This window comes from Gordonia sp. VNK1, from assembly GCF_040049135.1.
Classification (GTDB): Bacteria; Actinomycetota; Actinomycetes; order Mycobacteriales; family Mycobacteriaceae; genus Gordonia; species Gordonia oleivorans.
Map to the genome: position 1 here is coordinate 68,554 of NZ_JBDZDJ010000024.1, position 22,045 is coordinate 90,598.

The 22,045-nt window shown below is 66.2% G+C and carries 22 protein-coding genes and 1 pseudogene; 13 read left to right on the forward strand and 10 right to left on the reverse strand.

Features of this window, described 5'->3' with window-relative positions:
- Window positions 1-16: 16 nt before the first annotated feature.
- From ABLE94_RS22390 to ABLE94_RS22400, 3 genes and pseudogenes are all read right to left on the reverse strand, one after another.
- Window positions 17-379: pseudogene (locus ABLE94_RS22390) on the reverse strand (acetyl-CoA C-acyltransferase); the annotation flags it as partial.
- Between the two features lie 78 nt (window positions 380-457).
- Window positions 458-1,204 carry a 3-oxoacyl-ACP reductase FabG gene (gene fabG, locus ABLE94_RS22395; RefSeq protein WP_348809925.1) on the reverse strand — a complete coding sequence of 249 codons (747 nt, stop codon included), beginning with the start codon at window positions 1,202-1,204 and terminating at the stop codon, window positions 458-460.
- Between the two features lie 64 nt (window positions 1,205-1,268).
- On the reverse strand, window positions 1,269-2,450 hold the full coding sequence (locus ABLE94_RS22400; protein ID WP_348809926.1) for an acyl-CoA dehydrogenase family protein: 1,182 nt from the start codon (window positions 2,448-2,450) through the stop codon (window positions 1,269-1,271).
- 126 nt (window positions 2,451-2,576) lie between these two features.
- On the opposite strand from ABLE94_RS22400, the gene ABLE94_RS22405 reads away from it, so the two are divergent.
- Entirely contained in the window at window positions 2,577-3,284 is a 708-nt protein-coding gene (locus tag ABLE94_RS22405; RefSeq protein ID WP_348809927.1) for a GntR family transcriptional regulator, read from the forward strand.
- A 33-nt stretch (window positions 3,285-3,317) separates the two neighbouring features.
- Here ABLE94_RS22405 and ABLE94_RS22410 read toward each other — a convergent pair whose 3' ends face one another.
- Genes ABLE94_RS22410 through ABLE94_RS22425 form a run of 4 tightly spaced genes read right to left on the reverse strand, consistent with a single transcriptional unit; the run spans window position 3,318 to window position 7,529 of the window.
- Window positions 3,318-3,632: a hypothetical protein gene (locus ABLE94_RS22410; protein WP_348809928.1), complete on the reverse strand. Its 315-nt coding sequence runs from the start codon at window positions 3,630-3,632 to the stop codon at window positions 3,318-3,320.
- Between the two features lie 5 nt (window positions 3,633-3,637).
- Complete coding sequence (locus ABLE94_RS22415) at window positions 3,638-5,029, reverse strand: FGGY family carbohydrate kinase (protein WP_348809929.1); 1,392 nt, start codon at window positions 5,027-5,029, stop codon at window positions 3,638-3,640.
- Window positions 5,026-6,492, reverse strand: coding sequence for a mannitol dehydrogenase family protein (locus ABLE94_RS22420; RefSeq protein ID WP_348809930.1), 1,467 nt, complete (start codon window positions 6,490-6,492; stop codon window positions 5,026-5,028). The genes ABLE94_RS22415 and ABLE94_RS22420 overlap by 4 nt, the downstream gene beginning before the upstream one ends.
- Entirely contained in the window at window positions 6,489-7,529 is a 1,041-nt protein-coding gene (locus ABLE94_RS22425; protein WP_348809952.1) for an NAD(P)-dependent alcohol dehydrogenase, read from the reverse strand. Before ABLE94_RS22425 ends, ABLE94_RS22420 begins: the two co-directional genes overlap by 4 nt.
- 129 nt (window positions 7,530-7,658) lie before the next feature.
- Here ABLE94_RS22425 and ABLE94_RS22430 point away from each other — a divergent pair, with 129 nt between their 5' ends.
- The 5 genes from ABLE94_RS22430 to ABLE94_RS22450 all read left to right on the forward strand — a co-directional run bounded on the left by ABLE94_RS22430 (window position 7,659) and on the right by ABLE94_RS22450 (window position 13,059).
- Entirely contained in the window at window positions 7,659-8,666 is a 1,008-nt protein-coding gene (locus ABLE94_RS22430; protein ID WP_348809931.1) for a sugar-binding transcriptional regulator, read from the forward strand.
- Window positions 8,667-8,728: 62 nt separating this feature from the next.
- Window positions 8,729-10,054 (forward strand): ABC transporter substrate-binding protein, encoded by a 1,326-nt coding sequence (locus ABLE94_RS22435; protein ID WP_425476261.1) that lies wholly within the window; start codon window positions 8,729-8,731, stop codon window positions 10,052-10,054.
- 2 nt (window positions 10,055-10,056) lie between these two features.
- Window positions 10,057-11,016, forward strand: coding sequence for a carbohydrate ABC transporter permease (locus ABLE94_RS22440; RefSeq protein ID WP_348809932.1), 960 nt, complete (start codon window positions 10,057-10,059; stop codon window positions 11,014-11,016).
- Window positions 11,016-11,903: a carbohydrate ABC transporter permease gene (locus tag ABLE94_RS22445; protein ID WP_348809934.1), complete on the forward strand. Its 888-nt coding sequence runs from the start codon at window positions 11,016-11,018 to the stop codon at window positions 11,901-11,903. Before ABLE94_RS22440 ends, ABLE94_RS22445 begins: the two co-directional genes overlap by 1 nt.
- A 49-nt stretch (window positions 11,904-11,952) precedes the next feature.
- On the forward strand, window positions 11,953-13,059 hold the full coding sequence (locus ABLE94_RS22450) for an ABC transporter ATP-binding protein (protein WP_348809935.1): 1,107 nt from the start codon (window positions 11,953-11,955) through the stop codon (window positions 13,057-13,059).
- 8 nt (window positions 13,060-13,067) lie between these two features.
- Here the strand turns inward: ABLE94_RS22450 and ABLE94_RS22455 are convergent, their stop codons facing one another.
- Window positions 13,068-13,883, reverse strand: coding sequence for an SDR family NAD(P)-dependent oxidoreductase (locus ABLE94_RS22455; protein ID WP_348809936.1), 816 nt, complete (start codon window positions 13,881-13,883; stop codon window positions 13,068-13,070).
- Window positions 13,884-14,007: 124 nt separating this feature from the next.
- Window positions 14,008-15,516 (reverse strand): MFS transporter, encoded by a 1,509-nt coding sequence (locus ABLE94_RS22460; RefSeq protein WP_348809937.1) that lies wholly within the window; start codon window positions 15,514-15,516, stop codon window positions 14,008-14,010.
- A 103-nt stretch (window positions 15,517-15,619) separates the two neighbouring features.
- Between ABLE94_RS22460 and ABLE94_RS22465 the strand changes: the two genes are divergently transcribed.
- Together ABLE94_RS22465 and ABLE94_RS22470 are read left to right on the forward strand one after the other, a co-directional pair.
- Window positions 15,620-16,117 (forward strand): MarR family winged helix-turn-helix transcriptional regulator, encoded by a 498-nt coding sequence (locus tag ABLE94_RS22465; protein WP_348809938.1) that lies wholly within the window; start codon window positions 15,620-15,622, stop codon window positions 16,115-16,117.
- A gap of 41 nt (window positions 16,118-16,158) precedes the next feature.
- Entirely contained in the window at window positions 16,159-17,022 is an 864-nt protein-coding gene (locus ABLE94_RS22470) for an SDR family oxidoreductase (RefSeq protein WP_348809939.1), read from the forward strand.
- A 23-nt stretch (window positions 17,023-17,045) separates the two neighbouring features.
- On the opposite strand, the gene ABLE94_RS22475 is transcribed toward ABLE94_RS22470, so the two are convergent.
- Window positions 17,046-17,336 carry a hypothetical protein gene (locus tag ABLE94_RS22475; protein WP_348809940.1) on the reverse strand — a complete coding sequence of 97 codons (291 nt, stop codon included), beginning with the start codon at window positions 17,334-17,336 and terminating at the stop codon, window positions 17,046-17,048.
- A 110-nt stretch (window positions 17,337-17,446) separates the two neighbouring features.
- On the opposite strand from ABLE94_RS22475, the gene ABLE94_RS22480 reads away from it, so the two are divergent.
- The 5 genes from ABLE94_RS22480 to ABLE94_RS22500 all read left to right on the forward strand — a co-directional run bounded on the left by ABLE94_RS22480 (window position 17,447) and on the right by ABLE94_RS22500 (window position 21,991).
- Window positions 17,447-18,310, forward strand: coding sequence for a sulfurtransferase (locus ABLE94_RS22480; protein ID WP_348809941.1), 864 nt, complete (start codon window positions 17,447-17,449; stop codon window positions 18,308-18,310).
- 147 nt (window positions 18,311-18,457) lie between these two features.
- A complete protein-coding gene (locus tag ABLE94_RS22485; RefSeq protein ID WP_348809942.1) occupies window positions 18,458-19,468 on the forward strand; it encodes a zinc-binding metallopeptidase family protein in 1,011 nt (336 codons plus the stop codon).
- Window positions 19,469-19,800: 332 nt separating this feature from the next.
- The gene (locus ABLE94_RS22490) at window positions 19,801-20,988 is read left to right on the forward strand and encodes an LLM class flavin-dependent oxidoreductase (RefSeq protein ID WP_348809943.1); all 1,188 of its coding nucleotides are present in this window, start codon (window positions 19,801-19,803) and stop codon (window positions 20,986-20,988) included.
- Window positions 20,989-20,993: 5 nt separating this feature from the next.
- On the forward strand, window positions 20,994-21,491 hold the full coding sequence (locus tag ABLE94_RS22495; RefSeq protein WP_348809954.1) for an NAD(P)H-dependent oxidoreductase: 498 nt from the start codon (window positions 20,994-20,996) through the stop codon (window positions 21,489-21,491).
- Window positions 21,488-21,991 carry a flavin reductase family protein gene (locus ABLE94_RS22500; protein WP_348809944.1) on the forward strand — a complete coding sequence of 168 codons (504 nt, stop codon included), beginning with the start codon at window positions 21,488-21,490 and terminating at the stop codon, window positions 21,989-21,991. Before ABLE94_RS22495 ends, ABLE94_RS22500 begins: the two co-directional genes overlap by 4 nt.
- The last annotated feature ends 54 nt before the right edge of the window (window positions 21,992-22,045 follow it).

Genomic DNA, 22,045 nt, shown 5'->3' on the forward strand with positions numbered 1-22,045 from the left:
CAGATCTCCTTGATTCTCAGACGGATTCAACGATGGCGGCAAATCCCTGACCGCCACCGATACACATGGTGACCAGGCCGCGACCGCCGCCACGGCGATGCAACTCGTGTAGCAGGGTGGTGGCAATGCAAACGCCGGTGGCGCCGATCGGATGACCGAGCGAGATGCCGGAGCCGTTGACATTGAGCCGGGCCTGATCATTCCATTTCCAGCGCTCCAGCACGCGCAACAACCGGACGGCGAATGCCTCGTTCAGCTCCACCAGGTCGACCGATTCGGGAGGTGTGGCCGCGGAGTCGAATCCGCGTCGGCCGGCCAGTTTCTCGGTCGCCGGAACCGGGCCGGCCCCCATCCGGGACGGATCGCATCCGCCGCCTGCACCATCATCGCCGCGGTCGCCAGGGCCTGCAGGCCACCACCGCAGCGACGATCGCGGCCCGCTGAAGCTGTTGCGCGCTCACATGAACCGCCCGCCGGTGACCTCCATGACCGTGCCGGTCATGTAGGACGACAGATGGGTGGCCAGGAACAGTGCCACCGTGGCCACCTCGGTGACCTCACCGGCGCGGCCCATCGGGATCTCGGCCATCTTCTGATCCCACGCCTTCTGCGGCATGGCCTCGGTCATTGCCGACCGGATCAGGCCGGGCTGGATCGCGTTGACCCGAACACCATGATGGGCAAGCTCTTTGGCGGCGGCCTTGGTCATGCCGACGATGCCGGCCTTCGCGGCGGAGTAGTTGGTCTGCCCGACCATGCCGACCTTGCCCGACAAGGACGAGAGGTTGACGATGGCGCCGCTCTTACGTTCCCGCATGATCGCGGCGGCCTTGCGGGTGCCGTTCCAAGTGCCCTTGAGGTGCACGTTGATGACCTGATCGAACTGCTCCTCGGTCATGTTCCGCATTGTCGCGTCCCGGGTGATACCGGCGTTGTTGACCATGACGTCGGCCGGGCTGAACGTGTCCGCGGCGGCGGCGAGAAGGGCGTCGACCTCGTCGCCCTTTGTGACGTCGCAGCGCACGCCGATCGCGACCGACGGGCCGCCCAGTTCGGCGGCGGCCTTCTCGGCGGCCTCGGCGTTGACGTCGCCGATGACGACGCGTGCACCCTCGTCGACGAACAGTTGGGCGATCGCGAAGCCGATTCCCTGTGCGGCGCCGGTGATCACGGCGGTCTGGTTGTTCAGAAGTGGTCCGGGCATGGGTGGGTCCTTCGGGGTTGCGGTGGTGTGCGGGTGGTGGGGTTCAACGACCGACTGGCGGGATCTACTTGGACGCCGCGCGAATCAGGTTGCCGCCGATGATGAGTCGCTGGATCTCGCTGGTGCCCTCGTAGAGGCGAAGCAGGCGGACCTCGCGGTAGATGCGTTCGACCGGGACCTCACGCATGTAGCCGGTGCCGCCGTGGATCTGGACCGCGAGGTCGGCGACCTTCCCGACCATCTCGCTGCAATAAAGTTTCGCGACCGACGGTGCGGTTCGGCGGTCCTCGCCGGAGACATATTTGGCGGCGGCGTCGCGGACCAGTGCGCGGCCGGCCATCACGCCGGTTTGCTGATCGGCGAGCATCGCCTGCACCAATTGGAAAGAGCCGATGGGCTTTCCGCCCTGGGTGGCACTGGCGGCGTACTCGACCGACTCGTCGAGCGCACGCTGCGCCGCGCCGACCGCGAGAGCCGCGATGTGGACGCGTCCGCGGGCCAGGGAGGTCATTGCCGCCTTGTAGCCGGCTTCCTCCTTGCCGCCGACGAGGGCCGACGCCGGGACGCGGACACCGTCGAAGGAGACATCGGCGGTCCACGCACCCTCCTGGCCCATCTTCTTGTCCTTGACGCCCACCTCGACACCGGGTGTGTCGGCGGGGACGAGGAACACCGCGATGCCGGTGCCGGATTCGTCGGCGGGACGGGTGCGGGCGAACACGATGAACAGATCGGCGATGGGGGCGTTGGTGATGAATCGCTTCTGTCCGTCGATGACCCACTCGTCGTCGTGGCGGACGGCCTTGGTGCGCAGACCCGCCGGATTGGAACCGGCGCCGGGCTCGGTCAGCGCGAACGATGCCACCACCTCGCCGGAGGCGATGCCTTCGAGCCACTGCTTCTTCTGCCCGTCGGTGCCGAAGTTCACCAGCACCTGCCCGGCGATGCCGTTGTTGGTGCCGAACATCGATCGCAGCGCGAGGCTGGTGTAGCCGAATTCCATGGCGAGTTCGACGTCCTGGGCGAGGTCGAGGCCGAGGCCGCCCCATTCCTGCGGTATCGCATAGCCGAACAGCCCCATCTCGGCGGCCTGTGCGCGCAGGTCGTCGGGGATGGCGTTGGTCTCCATGATCTCGGTTTCGCGGGGCACCACCTTGGTGCGGATGAAGTCGTGGACGACCGCGCGGATCTGCTCGAAATCGTCGGCGCCGACGGCGGGGGTGTGTGGCTGAGTCGTGACTGACATGACCCGAAATTATCAAAAAGGTGGCGCGCAAACCAGATGGACTCGAAAAAGGCCTGCAAGACTTCGCCTGTGCGGCCAAGAGTTGATAATCTATACGCGTCGCCTACCAGCAACGGAAGAGAGACCATGACCCGCGCGGAACCGCATCACGCCACCGGCGACTCCTCGTCGCCGGCGTCCCTGTCTTCGGTCTCCTCGTCCTCGGTGCTCAAGCAGACCGCCGCCAAGGAGATCCGGCGACGGGTGTTCTCCGGCGAGATGAAGCCCGGGACCAAGGTCGATCAGGACGCGCTCGCCGATCGGCTCGGCATGAGCAAACTCCCTGTCCGCGAAGCGCTGATCTCCTTGGCCGGCGAGGGGATCATCGAGACCATTCCGCGGCGCGGTGCCTTCGTCGCCGACCTCGCACGCGAGGACATCCGGGATCACTACTGGATGCTCGGCGTCATCTCCGGGCTGGCCGCCGAACGTGCATCGATGAACCTGACCGACGACGAACTCGCCGAACTGAGCGCGCTGGCCACCCGGATGGAGTCCGCCGACGACCTCCTGGCGTTGGAGCGCCTCAACTTCGGATTCCACCGGGTCGTCAATCTGGGGGCGCGGTCGCGGCGGCTCGTCGCCGAACTGCGGCTCCTCAGCGGAGCCATCCCGGACGGCCTCTTCGACTCCCATCCCGAGTCGGTCGCATCGTCGTTGCGCGATCACCGTGAGATCGTCGATGCGCTCGCGAGCCGGTCGCCGGGGATGGCACGCACCCTCACCGAGGGGCATTTCCTGCGTGGCGGTCACCGTGCGGTGGCGTTGCTCGAGGAACGCGGCTTCTGGGCGTGAGTGGCGGCATGGCAGATCAAGAATGCAGGGAGATCAAGAATCAACAGTGCCGTGCGGGCGAACATCCGGGCGGTGTCGGAGATCGGCGGCGTTGGCCGCTTCTTCCATCGTCGACGGCCGTTCGACGCCGAGGATGGTGAACAGTCGGTGGAGTTCGGAGTAGTCGTCGTCGCTCATGTTGCCGCTGTTGGTCTCAGCTTCCGATGAAATGCGGCGATTCACCGCGTCGACGTCGAACGCCTCGGGATCGAAGGTGTCGGCATGTTCGCCGAGCCAGTCCCGATACTCGTGCTTCGGATCGGCCTTGACCTCGAGGACGACCGACAGATGACGGTGAGACGCCGGCACGGTGGTCAGCGCAACGACAAGGCGACGTCCGCGTGTCGGCGATACTGCTGGTAGACGTCGGGTCTGGGGTCCGCGCTGATCAGTGTGGACCCGATCTCCCAGTCGGGCAGATCGCCGGTGAGCGCCCAGGCGGCCTGGCGGGCGGCGCCGAGCGCCACGTACTCGCCGTCGGCGGGCAGGACGATCGATCCCCCGAAGAGTCCGGGGGCGATCGATTGCACCGCGCACGATTTGGTGCCGCCGCCGATCGTGATAAACCGGCGCAGCGCGATGCCCTGGGCCTCGATCTGTTCGCGGCAGTACACCAACGAGCACAGCAACCCCTCCACGGCGGCTCGTGCGATGTTGGCGGGCAGAAAGTTGGTGGCGGTGATCCCGCCCAGGTTTCCGGTGGCGTCGGGCAGGTTCGGTGAGCGTTCACCGCCCAGGTAGGGCACCATCGTCAGGCCGCCGGCTCCGGACGGCGCCGACTGCGCGAGGTCGGCGAACGTCGCGAGGTCGACATCCAGTGCTCGCGCGGCGGCGGCCAGTACCGGCGCGCCGTTCAGCGTGCACACCAGGGGAAGGTGTCGTCCGGTGGCGTCGGCGAATCCTGCGACGAGGCCGTTCGCGTCGTGGGGTGCCACCTCGGTGACGGCGCTGACCACCCCCGAGGTGCCCAGCGACACGATGGCGTCGCCCGGTCCTGCGTGCAAACCCAATGCGGCAGCGGCATTGTCACCCGCACCCGCGCCGAGCAGGGATCCGGTCGACGTCCGTCCCGCGGACTCCGCGGGACCGAGGACCCGGGGCAGCGCGGGGGTACGCCGCCGAAAAGCCATCGCCAGGATGTCCTTTTGGTACTCGCCGGAATCGGCGCTGAAATAGCCGGTGCCGGAGGCGTCGCTGCGATCGGTGGTGAGTGTCGCGATGTCACCGGTGCCCGACAGCCGCCACGTCAGCCAGTCATGGGGCAGGCACACCGCGGCGGTGGCGTCGGCGTGTTCCGGTTCGTGGTCGGCGAGCCACCGCAGTTTGGTGGCGGTGATCGAGGCCACCGGGACGACGCCGATCTGCTCGGCCCAGGAACCTGCCCCGCCGAACTCCCCGATCAACTCCGCTGCAGCGGGTGCGGATCGGGTGTCATTCCACAACAACGCATCTCGCACCACCGCACCGGAGTCATCGAGACACACCATGCCGTGCTGTTGTCCGGCCACCGACAGTGCCGCCACGTCGTCGATGCCGCCCGCATCGGAGATCGCCCTGCACAACGCATCCCACCATCGATCGGGATGGACGGTGGTGCCCTGGGGGTGCGGTGCGCCACCCATGCGGACCACCACCCCGGTGTCGGCGTCGCACACCACCACCTTGCACGACTGCGTCGACGAGTCGACGCCGGCGACCAGCGTCATGACAGCAACTCGGCGAGAGTGGCGCGAGCTCCCTTGCTGCGCAGTGATTCCAGCGCCCAGGAGTAGGGCGCGGTGAATGCCTCGCGGGTGCCGAGATCGCCGAACAATGACTGCTCGGAGAGGAAGGCAAGGGGATCGTTGCGGGATTGCCGGGCCAGCGGGACAAGCCGATCGGCGATGGGGTCGTCGACGTCGATGGGTTCACCGTTCTCGTCGACACCTTCGGCATAGCGCGTCCAGCACGCCACCACCGCGGCCGCGAGATCCACCGAACCGCCGGCGTCGAGGCGATCGCGGATCACCGGTACCAGCCACTTCGGAATCCGATTGGACGAGTCCTGACACAGTCGTGCAATCGTGTCGGCGACAGCGGGATTGGCGAATCGTTCCAGCAGGGTGTCGATGTAGGTGTCGACGTCCACATCCGGCAGTGGCGCGAGCGTCGGCTTGCCCTCCTCGGACATGTAGCGGCGCAGCAGGGTTCGCAGATCAGGGTCAATGGCAGCGTCGTGGACGTAGCGGTACCCCAGGAGATACGCGAAGTAACAGAGTGCTTGGTGGCCGGCGTTGAGCAGCCGCAACTTCATCAGTTCATACGGTTCCACATCGTCGACGACCTGCACGCCCACCGTCTCCAGAGGTGGTCGTCCGCAGGCGAAGTCGTCCTCGAGCACCCACTGGGTGAACGGCTCGGCCACCACCGGCCAGCGGTCGATGATGCCGGTCCGTGCCACCACCTCGTCGGCGAGATCCGGTGGGGTGGCCGGTGTGATCCGATCCACCATCGAGTTGGGGAACGTCGTGTGCTCGGAGATCCATTCCGCCAGAGCGGGATCACGCAGCCGGGCGTAGGCGAGGAAGGTGGCTCCTGCGACGTGGCCGTTGCCCGCGATGTTGTCGCACGACATCACGGTGAAGGAGTCGATTCCTCGGTCGCGGCGGCGGGCGAGAGCCTCGGTGACCAGGCCGAACACCGTTGTCGGAAGCCGCTTTCCGGTCAGGTCGGCCACGATGTCGGGATTGGCTGCGTCGAATTCTCCGGTGACCGGCGAGAAGTTGTATCCGCCCTCGGTGACGGTGAGCGACACGATACGGGTGGCCGGATCGGCCAGCGCCTCGATGACGGCCTCGGGATCGTCGGGGGCGTAGAGGTAGTCGACGATCGACCCGATCACCGATGTCTCGACCTTTCCGTCGGGATGCTTGAGGGTCAGGGTGTAAAGGCAGTCCTGTGGTAGCAGCGCATCACGCATGCGGGCGTCGGCGGGTCGTACACCGACGCCGCGGATTCCCCACGACGGATCGTGGGAGAGCAGGCGGTCGAGGTACATCGCCTGATGGGCGCGGTGGAATCCGCCGACCCCGAAGTGGACGATCGATGCGGTGACCCTGCCTCGGTCGTAGTCGGGGATGGGCACCCCGGTGATGGTGGGGAGGTTGTCGGCGCTCAGCGCGGTGCTCACGATTCGGCCTTTCGGGATGTGCCGGGGGTGTCGGGGTGATGTGAGATCTGTGGGTGGACAACGGCTTTGATCATTCCGGCCATCCGATCGGAGTTCAGTGCCGCCTCGGTGTCGTCGAGTCCGTAGTGTGCGGTGACCATGGCGTCGAGATCGACGGCCCCCGACGAGATGAGGGCGAGTGCCGTCGGCCAGGTGTTGGCGTAGCGGAACACTCCGGTCAGCACGATCTCGCGGTTCTGGATCAGCGACACGGGTAGTTCCATGGTGTCGGCACCCATGCCGACCAGGACGGCCCGGCCACCCGGGCGCAGCGCCGCGAGTCCGGCACGCACCGCGGCGGGGGCGCCACTGGCATCGACGAAGGCGTCGACGGGCTCGACCTCGTCGTCCGGGGACACCGCCAGCGTGGCGCCGAACTCCGCGGCGCGCGAGCGTCGATCCGCATCCGGTTCGCTCACGACGATTCGTGATACCCCGGCCGCGCGGGCCACTTGCGCGCACATCAGGCCGATCGGTCCGCCGCCGGCGATGAGCAGGGAGTCGCCGATCCCGACGTGGGCCTTCGTGATCGACGCGATTCCCACCGACAGGGGTTCGAGGAGTGCGGCCGCCTCGTCGCTCACCTCGTCGGGGATGTCGTGCGCAAACGCCGAACCGATCGTGACGAACCCGGCGAGCGCGCCGTCGACGGGGGGAGTGGCGAAGAACCGCATGTGCGGACAGAGGTGGTAGTCGCCGCGCAGGGATTCCGCGGTCGTGGGGTCCGGGCGCTGGGGCTCGATGGAGACGCGCCGGCCGATCCGACCTGGGTCGACGTCGGCTCCGACCGCGGTGATCACGCCCGAAGCCTCGTGTCCGAGGATCAGCGGTTCGGTGACGACGTGTTCGCCGATCCGGCCGTGGCGCAGGTAGTGGGTGTCCGAACCGCACACACCCACCGCGCTGACCTGCACCAACACGTCGCCACGTGCCGGAGTGGGGATCGGCCGATCCTCGGTGGTGATGGTGCGCCCGGGGGTCAGAACCGCCGCTCGCATGGTGCGGCCGGTTGCCTCACGTTGATCGGTAACTGTTGCGTAGCTCACATCGAGGATGTTAGCGTACTGAGCACATTCACCGCTAGTGAGCAGATGCTCACGAAGGCTGATAGGACGGAATCACCGCCGATGGCATCTCGTAAACACACAACCGAGACGGTGCGTTCGGCCACCGATACCGGCCAGGACCTGCGGCTGCTCGTGCGTGCCGCGACCATGTACCACCTCGAAGGCCTCACCCAGGCCGACATAGCCGCCCGGCTCGGCGTGTCACGACCCACCGCCGGCCGACTCATCCAACGGGCCCGCGCGCAGGGCCTTGTCCAGGTCAGCGTGACCGCCCCGGCACACCTGTCGGCATCGATCCACACCGACCTCGAACGACGTGTGGAGGAGGTCTTCGGACTCAACGAGGTCCTCATCATCGACGAGGAGGCCGACGGATCGGCGTCGGGCAACGCGGCACTCGGGCGCGCCGGTGCGTCGGTGGTGGCACGCCGAATCCAGGCATCGGATACCTTCGGTTTCACCTGGGGCCCTGAGCAGGTGGCCACCGCCGACGCCATGGGCGGGGCATCGAGTTGCCAGCGGGTGGTCCAGATGGACGGATCGATGACCTCGGTGGACTATCACACCGGCGTCGACCACGCCCTGGCGCGATTCTCCGAACGCCTGCACGCGCAACCGCTGCGGCTGGTCGCCCCGCTCTTCGCCGATCCGGAGACCGTGATCGCTCTCAACCGGGATTCGATTCTCTCGCAGGCACTCTCCGCGGCGCGCGGCGCCCAGGTGATGCTGTTCGGGGTCGGCTCGGTGTCCACCTCGACGACCCTGTTCGAGGGTGCCTACATCGATGCGATCGTCCTCGACGAACTCATCGCCCTCGGCGCCGTCGGCGAGATCGGCGGCCGGTTCTATGACAAGGACGGCGCTCCCGTCGAATCCAGTCTGGTGCAGCGGACCGTGTCGGTCCCGCTCGAAGCGATCCGGGCCTGTCCCACGGCAATTCTCATCTCCGGTGGAACCCACCGCCGGGAATCGATTCTCGGCGCCCTCCGCGGCGGCTACGCGACCATTCTCGTCACCGACGTCACCACCGCGGAATGGCTTGTCTCACAACAGGAAGGTCAACAGTGAGATATTCACGACGACGTCCGGGCGCGACGGTGCGCCGGACCTGGCGGCACGGGCGTGCGGCCGTGACGGCCGTCCTCGCCGCGGTGGCACTGACGGCCACCGCCTGCGCGGGCGCGGGCTCGCTGACCGGCGGCGGGGATCGTGAGATCACCGTCGCAATGGTCTCCAATTCCCAGATGCAGGACGCGGTCTCGCTCTCGAGTCAGTTCGAGGAGCAGAATCCCGGCGTCAAGGTCCGCTTCGTCACCCTGTCGGAGAACGAGGCCCGGGCCAAGATCACCGCATCGGTGGCCACCGGCGGCGGCGAGTTCGACGTGGTGATGATCAGCAACTACGAGACCCCGATGTGGGCCGAGAACGGCTGGCTGGTCAACCTCACCCCCTACATGGACGCCGACCCGGGCTATCAGGCCGACGACTTCATCCCGACTCTCAAAACCGCACTGTCATACCAAGGTTCGATGTACTCGGCGCCGTTCTACGGCGAGTCATCGTTCCTGATGTACAACAAGAAGCTGTTCCAGCAGGCCGGGGTGAGTCTGCCCGCGGACCCGACGTGGCCGCAGGTCGCCGAGGCCGCGCGCACACTGACCACCGACAGCACGGCCGGAATCTGTCTGCGCGGCAAGCCCGGCTGGGGCGAGGTGCTCGCGCCGCTGAACACGGTGATCAACGCCTACGGCGGCCGCTGGTACGACGAGGACTGGAACGCTCAGCTCACCAGCCCGCAGGTGGAGGCCGCGGTGCAGTTCTACGTCGACACCGTCCGCGAGTACGGTGAGGCCGGCGCATCGTCGTCGGGCTTCCAGGAATGCGGAAATCTGATGTCGCAGGGGCAGGTGGCGATGTGGTACGACGCCACGTCGGCGGTGTCGGTGCTGGAAAGCCCGGACACCTCCACCATCGCCGGTGATGTCGGCTACCTGCCGGCACCGCGAATGGCCAAGAGCGACAACGGATGGCTCTACACCTGGTCGCTGGGCATCCCGACCAGCAGCAGCCATCAGGACGAGGCGTGGAAGTTCATCGACTGGATGACCAACCGCAAATACATCGAGCACGTCGCCGACACCCTCGGCGCCACCCACATCCCGCCCGGCAGCCGCCTGTCGACCTACCAGCTGCCCGCCTACCAGGCGATCTCGAAGCCATTCGCCGCCCAGACACTGCAGGCCATGCAGGCGGCCGACCAGCAGAAGCCCACAGTGGAACCCGTGCCCTACACCGGAATCCAATTCCTGGCGATACCGGAGTTCCAGGACCTGGGCACCCGCGTCAGCCAGCAGATCTCGGCCGCGATCGCCGGACAGATCAGCGTCCACGACGCGCTCGAACAGGCGCAGCAGTACGCCCAGGTCGTGGGTAAGACCTACCAGAGGGAGCAATAGCGATGGCCACCGCAGTATCGACCCCCGGGCCGCAGACCGACACCGGCGATGATGCGCCGTTGACGTCGCGACGCGACCACATCAGCCGCGCCGAGGGATGGCGCCGGCGCGGCCCACTCCTGCCCGCGCTGATCTTCATGATCGTGGTCACCCAGATCCCGTTTGTGTTCACCCTGTACTACTCCACCCAGTCGTGGAATCTGGTCCGCCCGGGTTCACGACGATTCGTCGGGCTCGACAACTACGGCGCCGTGTTCGCCGACATGCAGTTCTGGCGGGTCACCCTCAACACCATCGTGCTGATCGTCGGCACCGTCATCGTCTCGGTGGTTCTGGGCTTGATCTTCGCGCTGCTGCTGGATCGAAAGTTCCTGGGCCGCGGAGTGGTTCGTACCCTGTTGATCACGCCGTTCCTGGTGACGCCGGTGGCCGCCGCCCTGCTGTGGAAGACCAGCCTGCTCTCGCCCACCAACGGCCTGGTCAACTGGGCGTTGAGTCCCTTCGGAATCCACATCGACTGGCTCTCGGAATTCCCGCTGATGAGCGTGATGGCCGAACTGGTCTGGCAGTGGACACCGTTCATGATGCTGCTCATCCTGGCCGGCCTGCAGTCGATGCCGCGCGACATCCAGGAGGCCGCCCGGGTGGATGGGGCGACCAGCGTCCGGCTGTTCCGGGAACTGACGTTGCCGCACCTGCGGCGGTTCATCGAACTCGGCACCGTGCTGGGCGCGATCTACCTCGTCAACACCTTCGACGCGGTGTACATGATGACCTCCGGTGGTCCCGGGGTGTCGAGTTCGAACCTGTCCTACTACATCTATCAACGAGCCTTCCTCGGTTTCGACATCGGGCAGGCCGCAGCGATGGGCGTGGTCACCGTGATCGGCACCATCGTCGTCGCATCACTGGCCCTGCGTCTGATCTTCAAGAGTTTCACCGGAACAGAGGAGCCGGCCTGATGAGCACCGACATCCGCCCCGAGGCGACAACACCCACGTCCGCCGGACACCTGACACCCGACGACATCGAACGCCGTCGCGACCCGCGGCAGATGGCACTGACCACCATCACCTGGATCCTCGCCATCGGCTTCTTCTTCCCGGTGCTGTGGATGGTGCTGACCGCGTTCAAGCAGGAGAGCGACGCGGCCACCAACCCGCCGACGTTCATCTTCACGCCGACGCTGCAACAGTTTCGCGACGTCTTCGACGCGGGAATCGGTACCCCGCTGCTCAATTCACTGTTCGCGACCATCGTCTCCACCATCCTGGTGCTGGTACTGGGTGTGCCCGCGGCCTTTGCAGTGTCACTGCGACCGGTGCGCAAGACCAAGGACGCCCTGTTCTTCTTCATCTCCACCAAGATGTTGCCGATCGTCGCGGCGATCATCCCGTTGTATGTGATCGTCGGCAAGATGGGCATGCTCGACAACATCTGGACACTTGTGATCCTGTACACCGCAATGAATCTGCCGATCGCGGTGTGGATGATGCGGTCCTTCTTCCTGGAAGTGCCCGGAGAACTCCTCGAAGCGGCCAGCATCGACGGGGCGAGTCTGTGGACCTCGGTGCGGGAGGTGATTGCCCCCCTCGTCTCACCCGGAATCGCAGCCACCGCGCTGATCTGCGTGATCTTCTCGTGGAATGAGTTCTTCTTCGCCGTCAACATGACCGCTGTCAATGCCCAGACGATGCCGGTGTTCCTCACCGGATTCATGTCCGGCCAGGGACTGTACTGGGCGCAGCTGTCGGCGGCGTCGGTCCTCGCCGCACTGCCGGTCGTCATCTGCGGGTGGATCGCCCAGAACAAACTCGTCCGCGGCCTGAGCTTCGGCGCCATCAAGTAGATCTGTCGTCCACCTCACCACCACAACGGTTTTCACCTAGGAGAACACCATGGCTTCCATCACCTACGACAAGGCCTGCTGCGTCTACCCCGGCGCCGACAAACTCGCCGTCGACTCCCTCGACCTCGACATCAACGACGGCGAGTTCGTCGTCCTGGTCGGCCCCTCCGGTTCGGGCAAGTCCACCGCGCTGCGGATGCTCGCCGGCCTCGAGGAGATCGATTCCGGTCAGATCCGCATCGGCGGTGACAACATGGTCGGCGTCGCGCCCAAGGACCGCGACATCGCCATGGTGTTCCAGAACTATGCGCTCTATCCCAGCAAGACCGTCGGCGAGAACATGGGTTTCGCACTGAAGATGCGGGGCGTGCCCACCGAGGAGCGCAAGCGCAAGGTGGCCGAGGCGGCCAAGTTGCTCGACCTCACCGACTTCCTCGACCGCAAGCCGGCCAAGCTCTCCGGTGGTCAACGACAGCGAGTTGCCATGGGACGAGCCATCGTTCGCGAGCCACAGGTGTTCTGCATGGACGAGCCGTTGTCGAACCTCGATGCCAAACTGCGGGTACAGACCCGCACTCAGATCGCCGCATTGCAACGGCGGCTGGGTACCACCACCGTCTACGTCACCCACGATCAGGTGGAGGCGATGACCATGGGCGATCGGGTGGCCGTCCTCAAACATGGTGTACTACAGCAGTTCTCCACCCCCACCGAACTTTACGATCATCCGGTCAACGCCTTCGTCGCCGGCTTCATCGGCTCCCCCGGAATGAATCTGTTCACCGCCCCGGTCACCGACGGCGACATCACCATCGCAGGAGCGTCCATCGAGATCGACGCGCAGTCACAGGCGGCGCTGCGCAAGGCGGGCTTGTCGTCGGTGATCGTCGGTATCCGCCCCGAGCATCTGGCGCTCTCCGACGACGATCGTGGCCTGTCCGCAGATGTCGCCCTCCTGGAGGAACTGGGCAGCGAGACCTACGTCTATGCGAGTCTCGCCGATCAGTCGGTGCACAACCTCGACGGTGAACCGATGGTGCTCGTCGCCCGCTCGCACGAGCGTGCCCCGGCCAAACGTGGTGAGGGAGTGCGCCTGCGCCAGGCGGACCGGGCCGTGCACCTGTTCCACCCGGATACCGGTGACCGCATCGTCTGATGCGGGTGTCAGCCCCGGGGTCGCCGATAGACGAACGACCCGACCTGGAGGTAGGACATCCGTTCTGCCAGATGGGTACTCAGTCGGTTGGCCGCGTCGAAGAGGTGGGCGTCGGCACCGATCACCACCCGCTGCCGTCCCTTGAGGGTGGCATCGACCATCCGGCGGGCCGCGCGCTCCGGGTTCATCGCGAAGCGTTGCGCGAGGGCCTCACTGGTGCCGAGGGAGCGGGCGGTGTCGCGGACCAGTCCGGTCCACACCGTACCCGGGAGCGCGGCGGTCACGGTGACCTGCGAACGTCCTCGAAGATCTTGGGCCAGGCCGTAACTCATCAGAGCCACCGCGGCCTTGGAGGCCCCGTAGATCGCCGCGCCGGGGAATGGTGCGATCGCCGATAGACTCGAGGTGTTCATGATGACCGCGCCGTCGGGCCGCTCCTCGAGGCGTGGCAGGAAGGCCCGGCACATCCACAGCGTGCCGAAGAAGTTGATGCGCAGGATCTGCTCGGCGGTCGTGGCATCGACCTCGGTCACCGTCGAGACCGGTTGTGGGATACCGGCGATGTTGAACAGTCCGTCCACCCGGCCGTGCGCGACGATCACCTCGTCGGGGAATGCGGCGATCGCGTCGGCGTCACCGATGTCGAGCACATGGGTGGACAAGCGTGACCGGTCGCCGATGAGCAGCGCGGTCTCGGCCAGCCCGGCGTCGTTGCGGTCGGCACCCGCGACGTACCCGCCGCGCCGCACCAATTCCTGTGCGACACAACGCCCGATGCCGCTCGCCGCCCCGGTGACGACGAACACCCGGCCCTCAGCGTCCATCTGTCCCCCGATGCGTCAGTGCGTGACTCCTGCGGCGATGGCAGGTGCCGAATACGGCGGCTCCGGCGTACCCGATGAGCAGGATACGCCGGAGCCGAGGAGTTGCGGTGCGGGTTACCGCCGATCAGTGCGACGCTGCGGGTGACCGCGATTCCCCGCCGGCCACCACGCCCGTGGGGACCGGCTGTGGTCCGCGTTTGGGGATGAGCAGGGTGATCGCGGCACCGACGTAGGCGGCCAGGGCGCCCACCAGGAAGCAGAGCTTGAAGGTGCTGTGCGTCGGAATGTCGTTGCCGGCCATGGAGATCGTCGACGTGGTGAGCAGCACGGCCATCACCGCCGAGGAGACGGTGGTACCGATCGAGCGCATCAGGCCGTTGAGGCCCACGGCGGCACCGGCCTCGGTCATCGGCACCGCGCCCATGATCAGCGTCGGCATGGCCGCGTAGCCGATGCCCACACCCGATGCGGCGATGATCGAGGCCAGCATCAGCTGCCACGGCGAGTTCATCAGGAACATCGCGATCAGGTAGCCGGTACCGAGCACGGTGGCGCCGATCGCCAGGGTGTACTTGGCGCCGATCTTGTTCATCAGGGTGCCCGATACCGGTGCGAACACCAGCATCATCAGACCCCCGGGAGCCATCCAGAGACCGGCGTGCAGCAAGGACTGGCCGAGGCCCACGCCGGTTTCCTTCGGCATCTCCAGCAGCATCGGGATGACGATCGACTGGGCCATCATGCCGAAGCCGATGGCGATGGCCGCGATGTTGGTGAGCAGTACGGCCGGACGGGCGGTGGTGCGCAGATCGACCAGCGGGTCGGTGGTGCGCAGTTCGAAGAAGCCCCACGCGACGAGGACGGCCACGCCGGCGATCAGCAGACCGAGGGTCTTGCCGTCGGACCAGCCCCAGTCATTGCCCTTGGAGACCGCGATCAGTGCGGCACACAGGCCGATGGCGAGGCCGATGGCGCCGCCGATGTCCAGACGTCCACCGACCGCGTCGGAGACGTTCGGGACGACCACCACGACCAGCGCAACGACCACCGCGGACAGGATCGCCGAGATCCAGAACAGCCCGTGCCAGTTCCAGCTCTGCGCGATCCACGCCGACAGCGGCAGACCGATCGCGCCACCGACACCGAGGGTTGCGCTCATGGCGGCGATGGCCATCGAGGTGATCTTGGGCGGTGTGACCTCACGCATCAGGCTGATGCCCACCGGGATGAACCCCATGGCCAGACCCTGGATGGCGCGACCGGCGATCATCGGGATCACCGAGGTACTCAGGGCGCACACGATCGATCCGATGACCAGCAGGACCGCGCTGGCCAGCATCACCCGTCGCTTGCCGAACATGTCGCCGAGCCGACCGGCGATGGGCATCGCGACGGCCGCCGCGAGCAGCGTCGCGGTGATGACCCACGACGCGTTGGACCGCGAGGTGCCGAGCAACTCGGGCAGTTCGGGCTGGATCGGGATGACCAGCGTCTGCATCAATGATGCGATCAGACCGCCGAAGCACAGCACGACGACGGTGGCGATCGCCGCACCCTGCGACGAACCGTCGCGGGGGGTATCGGCGTAGGGGGCCGGATTCTCTGCTCCCGGCGAAGAATGCGCGTCAGACATGACACCTCCTTGGCTATGTGTAGGGTACATATGTACCGTACATAATCAAGTCGGCGGTAGGGTGACGCGACAAATCGGACATCATGGACCGAGGGGATCGAGAATGGATGGCGAGAACGTGGACGATGACCATGCGCCCTGGCCGTCGCCGCTGTATCGAGACCTCGTCGAAGAACTGAGTCGGCTGCACCGTCGCAAGGGGCAGTACCACGTCGACTCGATCCTGGAGGGCTCGGCGTTCGCCATTCTGCTGGTGCTCTCCGATGGTCGGCCGCGCACCCTGCGCAACCTCGCCGAGGACCTCGACCTCGAACAGTCGACGGTGAATCGTCAGGTCAACGCGGCCATCAAATTGGGTTACCTGGAACGCTTCGACGTCGAGGGTTCGTTGAGTCGGATGGTCCGCCCCACCGATGCCGGACAGACGGCGTTCCATCACGACGGCATGCTGCGGGTGCGGCGTCTCGAGCGGGTCTTCGCCGATCTCGCACCCGGCGAGCCCGACGTACTCCTGCGAGAGCTGCAGGCATTCAACGAGGCCTACGATCGTGCACTGCGCGCCGAGACCCGCGCCGACGGCGACCACCGTCGGCACGGATGATGACCGAACCGCAGGACGGGAATGACACGAGAGGGATCGTGATGGGGACGTATGTCGTGACCGGTTCGGCGTCGGGGATGGGTGCGGCGGTGGCAAAGTCGCTGCGGGACGAGGGTCACTCGGTGATCGGCGTCGACCGCGACGCCGCGGATGTGACGGCCGATCTGTCCACCGAGGAGGGGCGACGAGCGGCCATCGATGCGATCCTCGAGAAGTCGGGCGGCGAACTCGCCGGCGCGGTGTTCGCAGCGGGTCTGGGCCCCGCGCGTGATCGCGAACGCACCATCGTCGAGGTCAACATGGCGGGGGTGACCGACCTGCTGGAGGCGTTGCGGCCCGCACTCGCCGCGTCCGACAAAGCGAAAGTCGTTGTATTCGGCTCGAATTCAACGACGGCCACACCATTCGTGCCGACGCGCGCGGTGAGCGCACTGCTTCGCGGCGACCGCGCACGTGCGACGGCCATCCTCCGGCGGCGCGGGCCGATGTTGTCGGGCCCCGCGGCGTACGCGGCATCGAAGATCGCGGTCACCCGGTGGTGTCGCGTGCAGGGGACCGGTCCGGCGTGGGCCGGTGAGGGCATTCGCGTCAACATCATCGCGCCGGGCCCGGTGATGACCCCGCTGCTGAAGTCGCAACTCGACGGGCCGTCGGCGAAGAACGTGCGCTCCTTCCCGGTTCCGGTACGCGAGTACGGAACCCCCGATCAGCTGGCCCAATGGGTGATGCTGATGCTTTCTCCCGCAGCCGATTTCATGTGCGGCACCGTCGTCACCGTCGACGGTGGGACCGAAGCGCTTCTGCGAGGGCGGGATTGGCCGCGGGCGGTGCCACTGCACACGGTGCCGAGGGTGCTGTGGCAGATGTATCGCGCACCGAAGAAGGGGCAGGTCGCGCGGTACTGATCCGCGCCCCGTCGAGTGCGCGTTCAGTCCTGGTCGTGTGGCCAGTTGCCTTGCGTGATCAGCTCTTCGAAGTTCTTGATGAGATGCGGATTCAGGTCGGTCTCCACGGCCTTCTGGTAGTCGCCGTCCCACTTGGCGAACCAGGAATCATCGCGCTTCATCAGGAAGATGGGCCAACCGTGGGTGATGTCGAGTTCGTCGAGGTAGAGGTCCGTCGAACCGTCCTCACGCATGTACCAGTACTGCTTGCCCGACTGCTCGAACGCTGCCACCTCGTCGGCCGTCACGTAGTACTCGCCATCTGATTGCTTCATGGCTGCAATCGTAGTGATCGCCACCCTCGATTGCGGATCGATCCGACCGACCCGTTTAATCGACACGGCGTCCAATCGCCACGGCACAGCCGATCAGGAGGAGAGCATCCATGACCGAGGTACTGATCGACGTCAACGCACTGACCGAGGAAATGCTGTCGGACCGGCCACCGGTCATCCTGGACGTGCGGTGGCAACTCGGGCGCACCGACGGTCATGCGCACTACCGCGAAGGTCATGTGCCCGGTGCCGTCTGGGTGGATCTCGACACCGAACTCGCCGATCCGCCCACACCAGAGGCAGGTCGTCACCCTCTTCCGTCGCTGTCGCGATTGCAGGAGGCCGCACGCAGGTGGGGTGTCGACGACGCGTCGCCGGTGGTCGTCTACGACGACATCGGCAATCTCGCATCGGCGCGGGCATGGTGGTTGCTGCGCTGGGGTGGTCACTCCGACGTGCGCATCCTCGACGGCGGACTCGCCGCCTGGCGGTCGGCCGGACTGCGCCTGTCGAGTGGAGATACAGCACCCCGTCGAGGTGCGGTCACGCTGCGTGCCGGCGATCTGCCGAGCGTCACCATCGACGAGGTCGCGGCGTTGTCGGAACGGTTGTGCGCCGACGACGCGGCCGGCGACGCGCTCGTCGATGCGCGCGTCGACGAGCGGTACCGCGGCGAGGTGGAGCCGATCGACCCCCGGGCCGGCCACATCCCCGGCGCGGTGAACATTCCGACGGCGGGCAACCTCACCTCCGACGGGCATTTCCTGTCGGTGTCGGACCTGCGTGCCCGGTTCGCTGCCAACGGCATCACCGACGGGAAGCAGGTTGTCGTCTACTGCGGATCGGGTGTGAACGCGGCACACGAGCTTGCCGCGATGGCGATGGCCGGGATCGCCGGGGTGCTCTATCCCGGGTCGTGGTCGCAGTGGTCGGCCGATCCCGACCGTCCTGCTGCCGGGGATTCGATAACCTGATGTGACATCCATCACCTTCACGTGCACGACTGGCCATGTGTTTCGACCAACAACTGGGCGCGGCATGCCCACCGACCAAGAAGTGATCGACAATGCCGCCGGACCGACCCATGACCACATGATCGACACCCAAGGAGTGGCAAAAGAGTGCGCGACTTCCACTGCCGTAAATGCGGCCAACAGCTGATCTTCGAGAACTCGCTCTGCCTCAACTGTGGCAGCCAGTTGGGTTTCCACCTGCCGTCCCGCACGATCCAGGTGCTCGACGACAACGCGACGGCAACCGTTGACGACGTGCCGGTGGCCCGATGTGCGAACGCACCGGTGGCCGCCTGCAATTGGCTGGTCGCGGTGGGTGACGACCTTCCGGCCTTGTGCGAATCCTGCCGTCTGACCCGTACTCGGCCGGAGGACGGTGACACCAAGGCGATGGAGGCGTTCGCCGAGGCCGAACTGGCCAAGCGGCGCGTCATCGTCGAACTCGACGAACTGAATCTGCCGATCTTCGGGAAGGACCAGGACCCCGACGTCGGTCTCGCCTTCGACCTGCTGTCGAGTGCCAACGAATCGGTCATCACCGGCCATGCCGACGGTGTGATCACCCTCGATCTCGCCGAGGGCGACGACGTCCACCGTGAGCAACTGCGTGTCTCGATGGACGAGCCGTACCGAACCCTCATCGGACACTTCCGGCACGAGATCGGGCACTTCTATCAGATGGTGCTCGTCGGGAACGGCCCCAACCGCGCCCGCTACGAGGAGTTGTTCGGCAACCCGGACGACGATTATCAGGCCGCGCTCGACCGTCACTACAACGACGGCCCGCCGGCGAACTGGGAGGACGACTACGTGTCCTCCTACGCCACCATGCATCCGGCCGAGGACTGGGCCGAGACATTCGCGCACTACCTGCACATCCGTGACACGCTCGACACCGCGGCGGCGTTTGCGCTCGCGCCGGCCGGTGCGACCCTGGACGCGGACCTGCCCGGCCAGGTCGGTTTCGACCGGATCATCGAATGGTGGCTCCCGCTGACCTGGGCGCTGAACCAGATCAACCGGTCGATGGGTCATCAGGACCTATATCCGTTCGTGCTGCCGCCGAAGGTTCTGGAGAAGATGGAGTTTCTGCACGAGCTGATCACGTCTGACGAGTGATCGAGCCCAGGTGGTCCGAGTTCACCCCGGTCGCTTCGATCGGGGTGAATTCAATTCTGGGACAAGAGAGCGGGCGGTGGCGCGTTTGAGTGTCGGCGTTTCGCCCCGGGCCGATCTCGCCATCCACAGGTGCTGTCGTTGTTGTTCGCCGAAAAGATCGCACCGGCATTGGGCTGGGTGCCACCGAATCGCAGGTAGACCAACTCACGATCACCGCGGGTCAAAACCTTGGCGGGTGCGATGTCGTCGGGTGCAATCGAGTGGTTGTGCCCAAGTCTCCCTCGACTGAGCAGTGCGCAGGGAGAAGTCGATGAGAAATGGATTGAGCTGGCGTGAAGTTTCATTGGTTTCTTCCCACCAACGGCGGTGACGGACGCAGTGTGGTCGGCGGCGGTCACGGACTGGCTGCCGAGGCGTCGTCGCGAGCGGCGACGGTGCCCTATCTCGGACAGATCGCCCGCAGCGCCGAGCAACTCGGATTCGAGGCGGCGTTGACGCCGACCGGCGCCTGGTGTGAGGACGCGTGGGTGGCCACCGCCATGCTCAACAGCCTGTCCGAACGGCTGAAGTTTCTCGTGGCCTTCCGGCCGGGTGTGACCGCTCCCTTCCTGGCCGCGCAGATGGCGGGCACCTTCCAGAATCTGTCCGGCGGCCGGCTGCTGCTCAACGTCGTCACCGGTGGGGAAGATGCCGAGCAGGCGATGTTCGGCGACTTCTCCACCAAGGATGAGCGGTATGCGCGCGCCGACGAATTCCTCGAGATCGTGCGACGCCTGTGGACCGGGGAGACGGTGAACTTCACCGGAAAGTACCTGTCGGTGGAAAATGCGACGCTGCACCAGATTCCGGACCCGGTACCGGAGATCTACTTCGGCGGCTCCTCGCCCGCCGGCATCGCGGTGGCCGCCAAACACGCCGACGTCTACCTCACCTGGGGTGAACCACCCGAGGCGGTGGCCGAGAAGATCGCCCGTGTCCGGCGCGCCGCCGAGGAACAGGGCCGGGAACTCGTCTACGGCATCCGCCTGCACACTATCGCCCGGGACACCTCCGGACAGGCGTGGGCGGAGGCAAATCGCCTGCTCACCCACATCTCCGCCGACGACATCGCGCGCATCCAGTCGGGCCTCAAACGTTCGGCATCGGTGGGACAACAGCGAATGTTGGCTCTCAACAACGGTTCCAAGGACAACCTGGAGATCTATCCGAACCTGTGGGCGGGCATCGGACTGGTCCGTGGCGGCGCGGGTACGGCGATGGTCGGGTCGTACACCGAGATCGCCGATCTCATCGAGGCCTACCACGAGGTCGGTATCGACGAATTCGTGTTGTCCGGGTATCCGCATCTCGAGGAGTCGTACTGGTTCGGCGAGGGTGTGCTGCCGGAGTTGACCCGCCGTGGTCTCTGGCAGCACCCGGCGCCGCCGAACGTCCGAGCCGCATCGGTGCCCTTCGGCGCGCAGGCCCCAGTCTCTGCCGGGCCCGACAGTCGACCGGCCACGGTGGTGTCGGCTTCATGACAACCGTGAGAACAGCTGTGGTGGTGGGCAATCCGAAGCCCGCGAGTCGGACCCTGTCCGCGGCGAGATATGTGGCCACCCAACTGACCGGTGCCGAACCGGATCTGATCGTCGACCTCGCCACTCTTGGTGCAGCAGTGCTGGATTGGTCCGATCCGGAGGTGTCGGATCTGGTGCGGCAGGTCGGCGAGGCCGACCTCGTCGTCGTCGCCAGTCCCACCTACAAGGCTGCCTACACCGGTCTGCTGAAGCTGTTCCTGGATCGATTTGCTGGTGGCACAGGACTTTCCGGTCTGGCCATCCCGCTGATGCTGGGTGGTTCGGAGGCGCATGCGCTGGCTCCGGAACTGGTGCTGCGGCCGGTGCTCACCGAGATCGGTGGCACCGTCCCCGGTCGCGGTCTGTACGTGGTGGATTCCCGTCACGACGATCCGTCCGCATACGCCGACTGGTTGGCGGCCACCGCGCCCATCGTGTCCCGACGATTGGGAGTGTTCTCATGAGTGACTTCGCCACCAACCAGGATCTCGATGCGGCGCGACTACGCAGGGCCTTCGGGGTCTTCCCGACCGGGGTCGTCGCGGTGGCCGCCGAGGTCGACGGCGAGTTGATCGGGCTTGCCGCAAGCTCGTTCACCGGCGTCAGCCTCGATCCGCCGCTCGTCTCGATCTCGATCGCGAACACGTCGAAGACCTGGCCGGATCTGCGGCGTGCCGCCCACCTGGGCGTCACCGTCCTCGCCGAACACCAGGCCATCGTGTGTCGTCAGCTGGCCGGGCCGGTCGCCAACCGATTCGACGATATCGCGATCAAGGCCTCCGACGACGGCGCAGTCACCCTTGATGACGGTGTGGCGCACTTCGATTGCACCATCTACCGCGAGGTCGAGGCCGGCGACCACTTCATCGTTCTCCTCGAACTGCACGGCGTCGAACATCCCGAATCGGGCAATCCGCTCGTCTTCCACCGCAGTGGCTTTCCCAAGTTGGCCGAATTGGTTTAGGCGGTGTCCATCTCCGGCGTGTTGGCTGCCGACCGACGCGGACGGGTCGAGGGC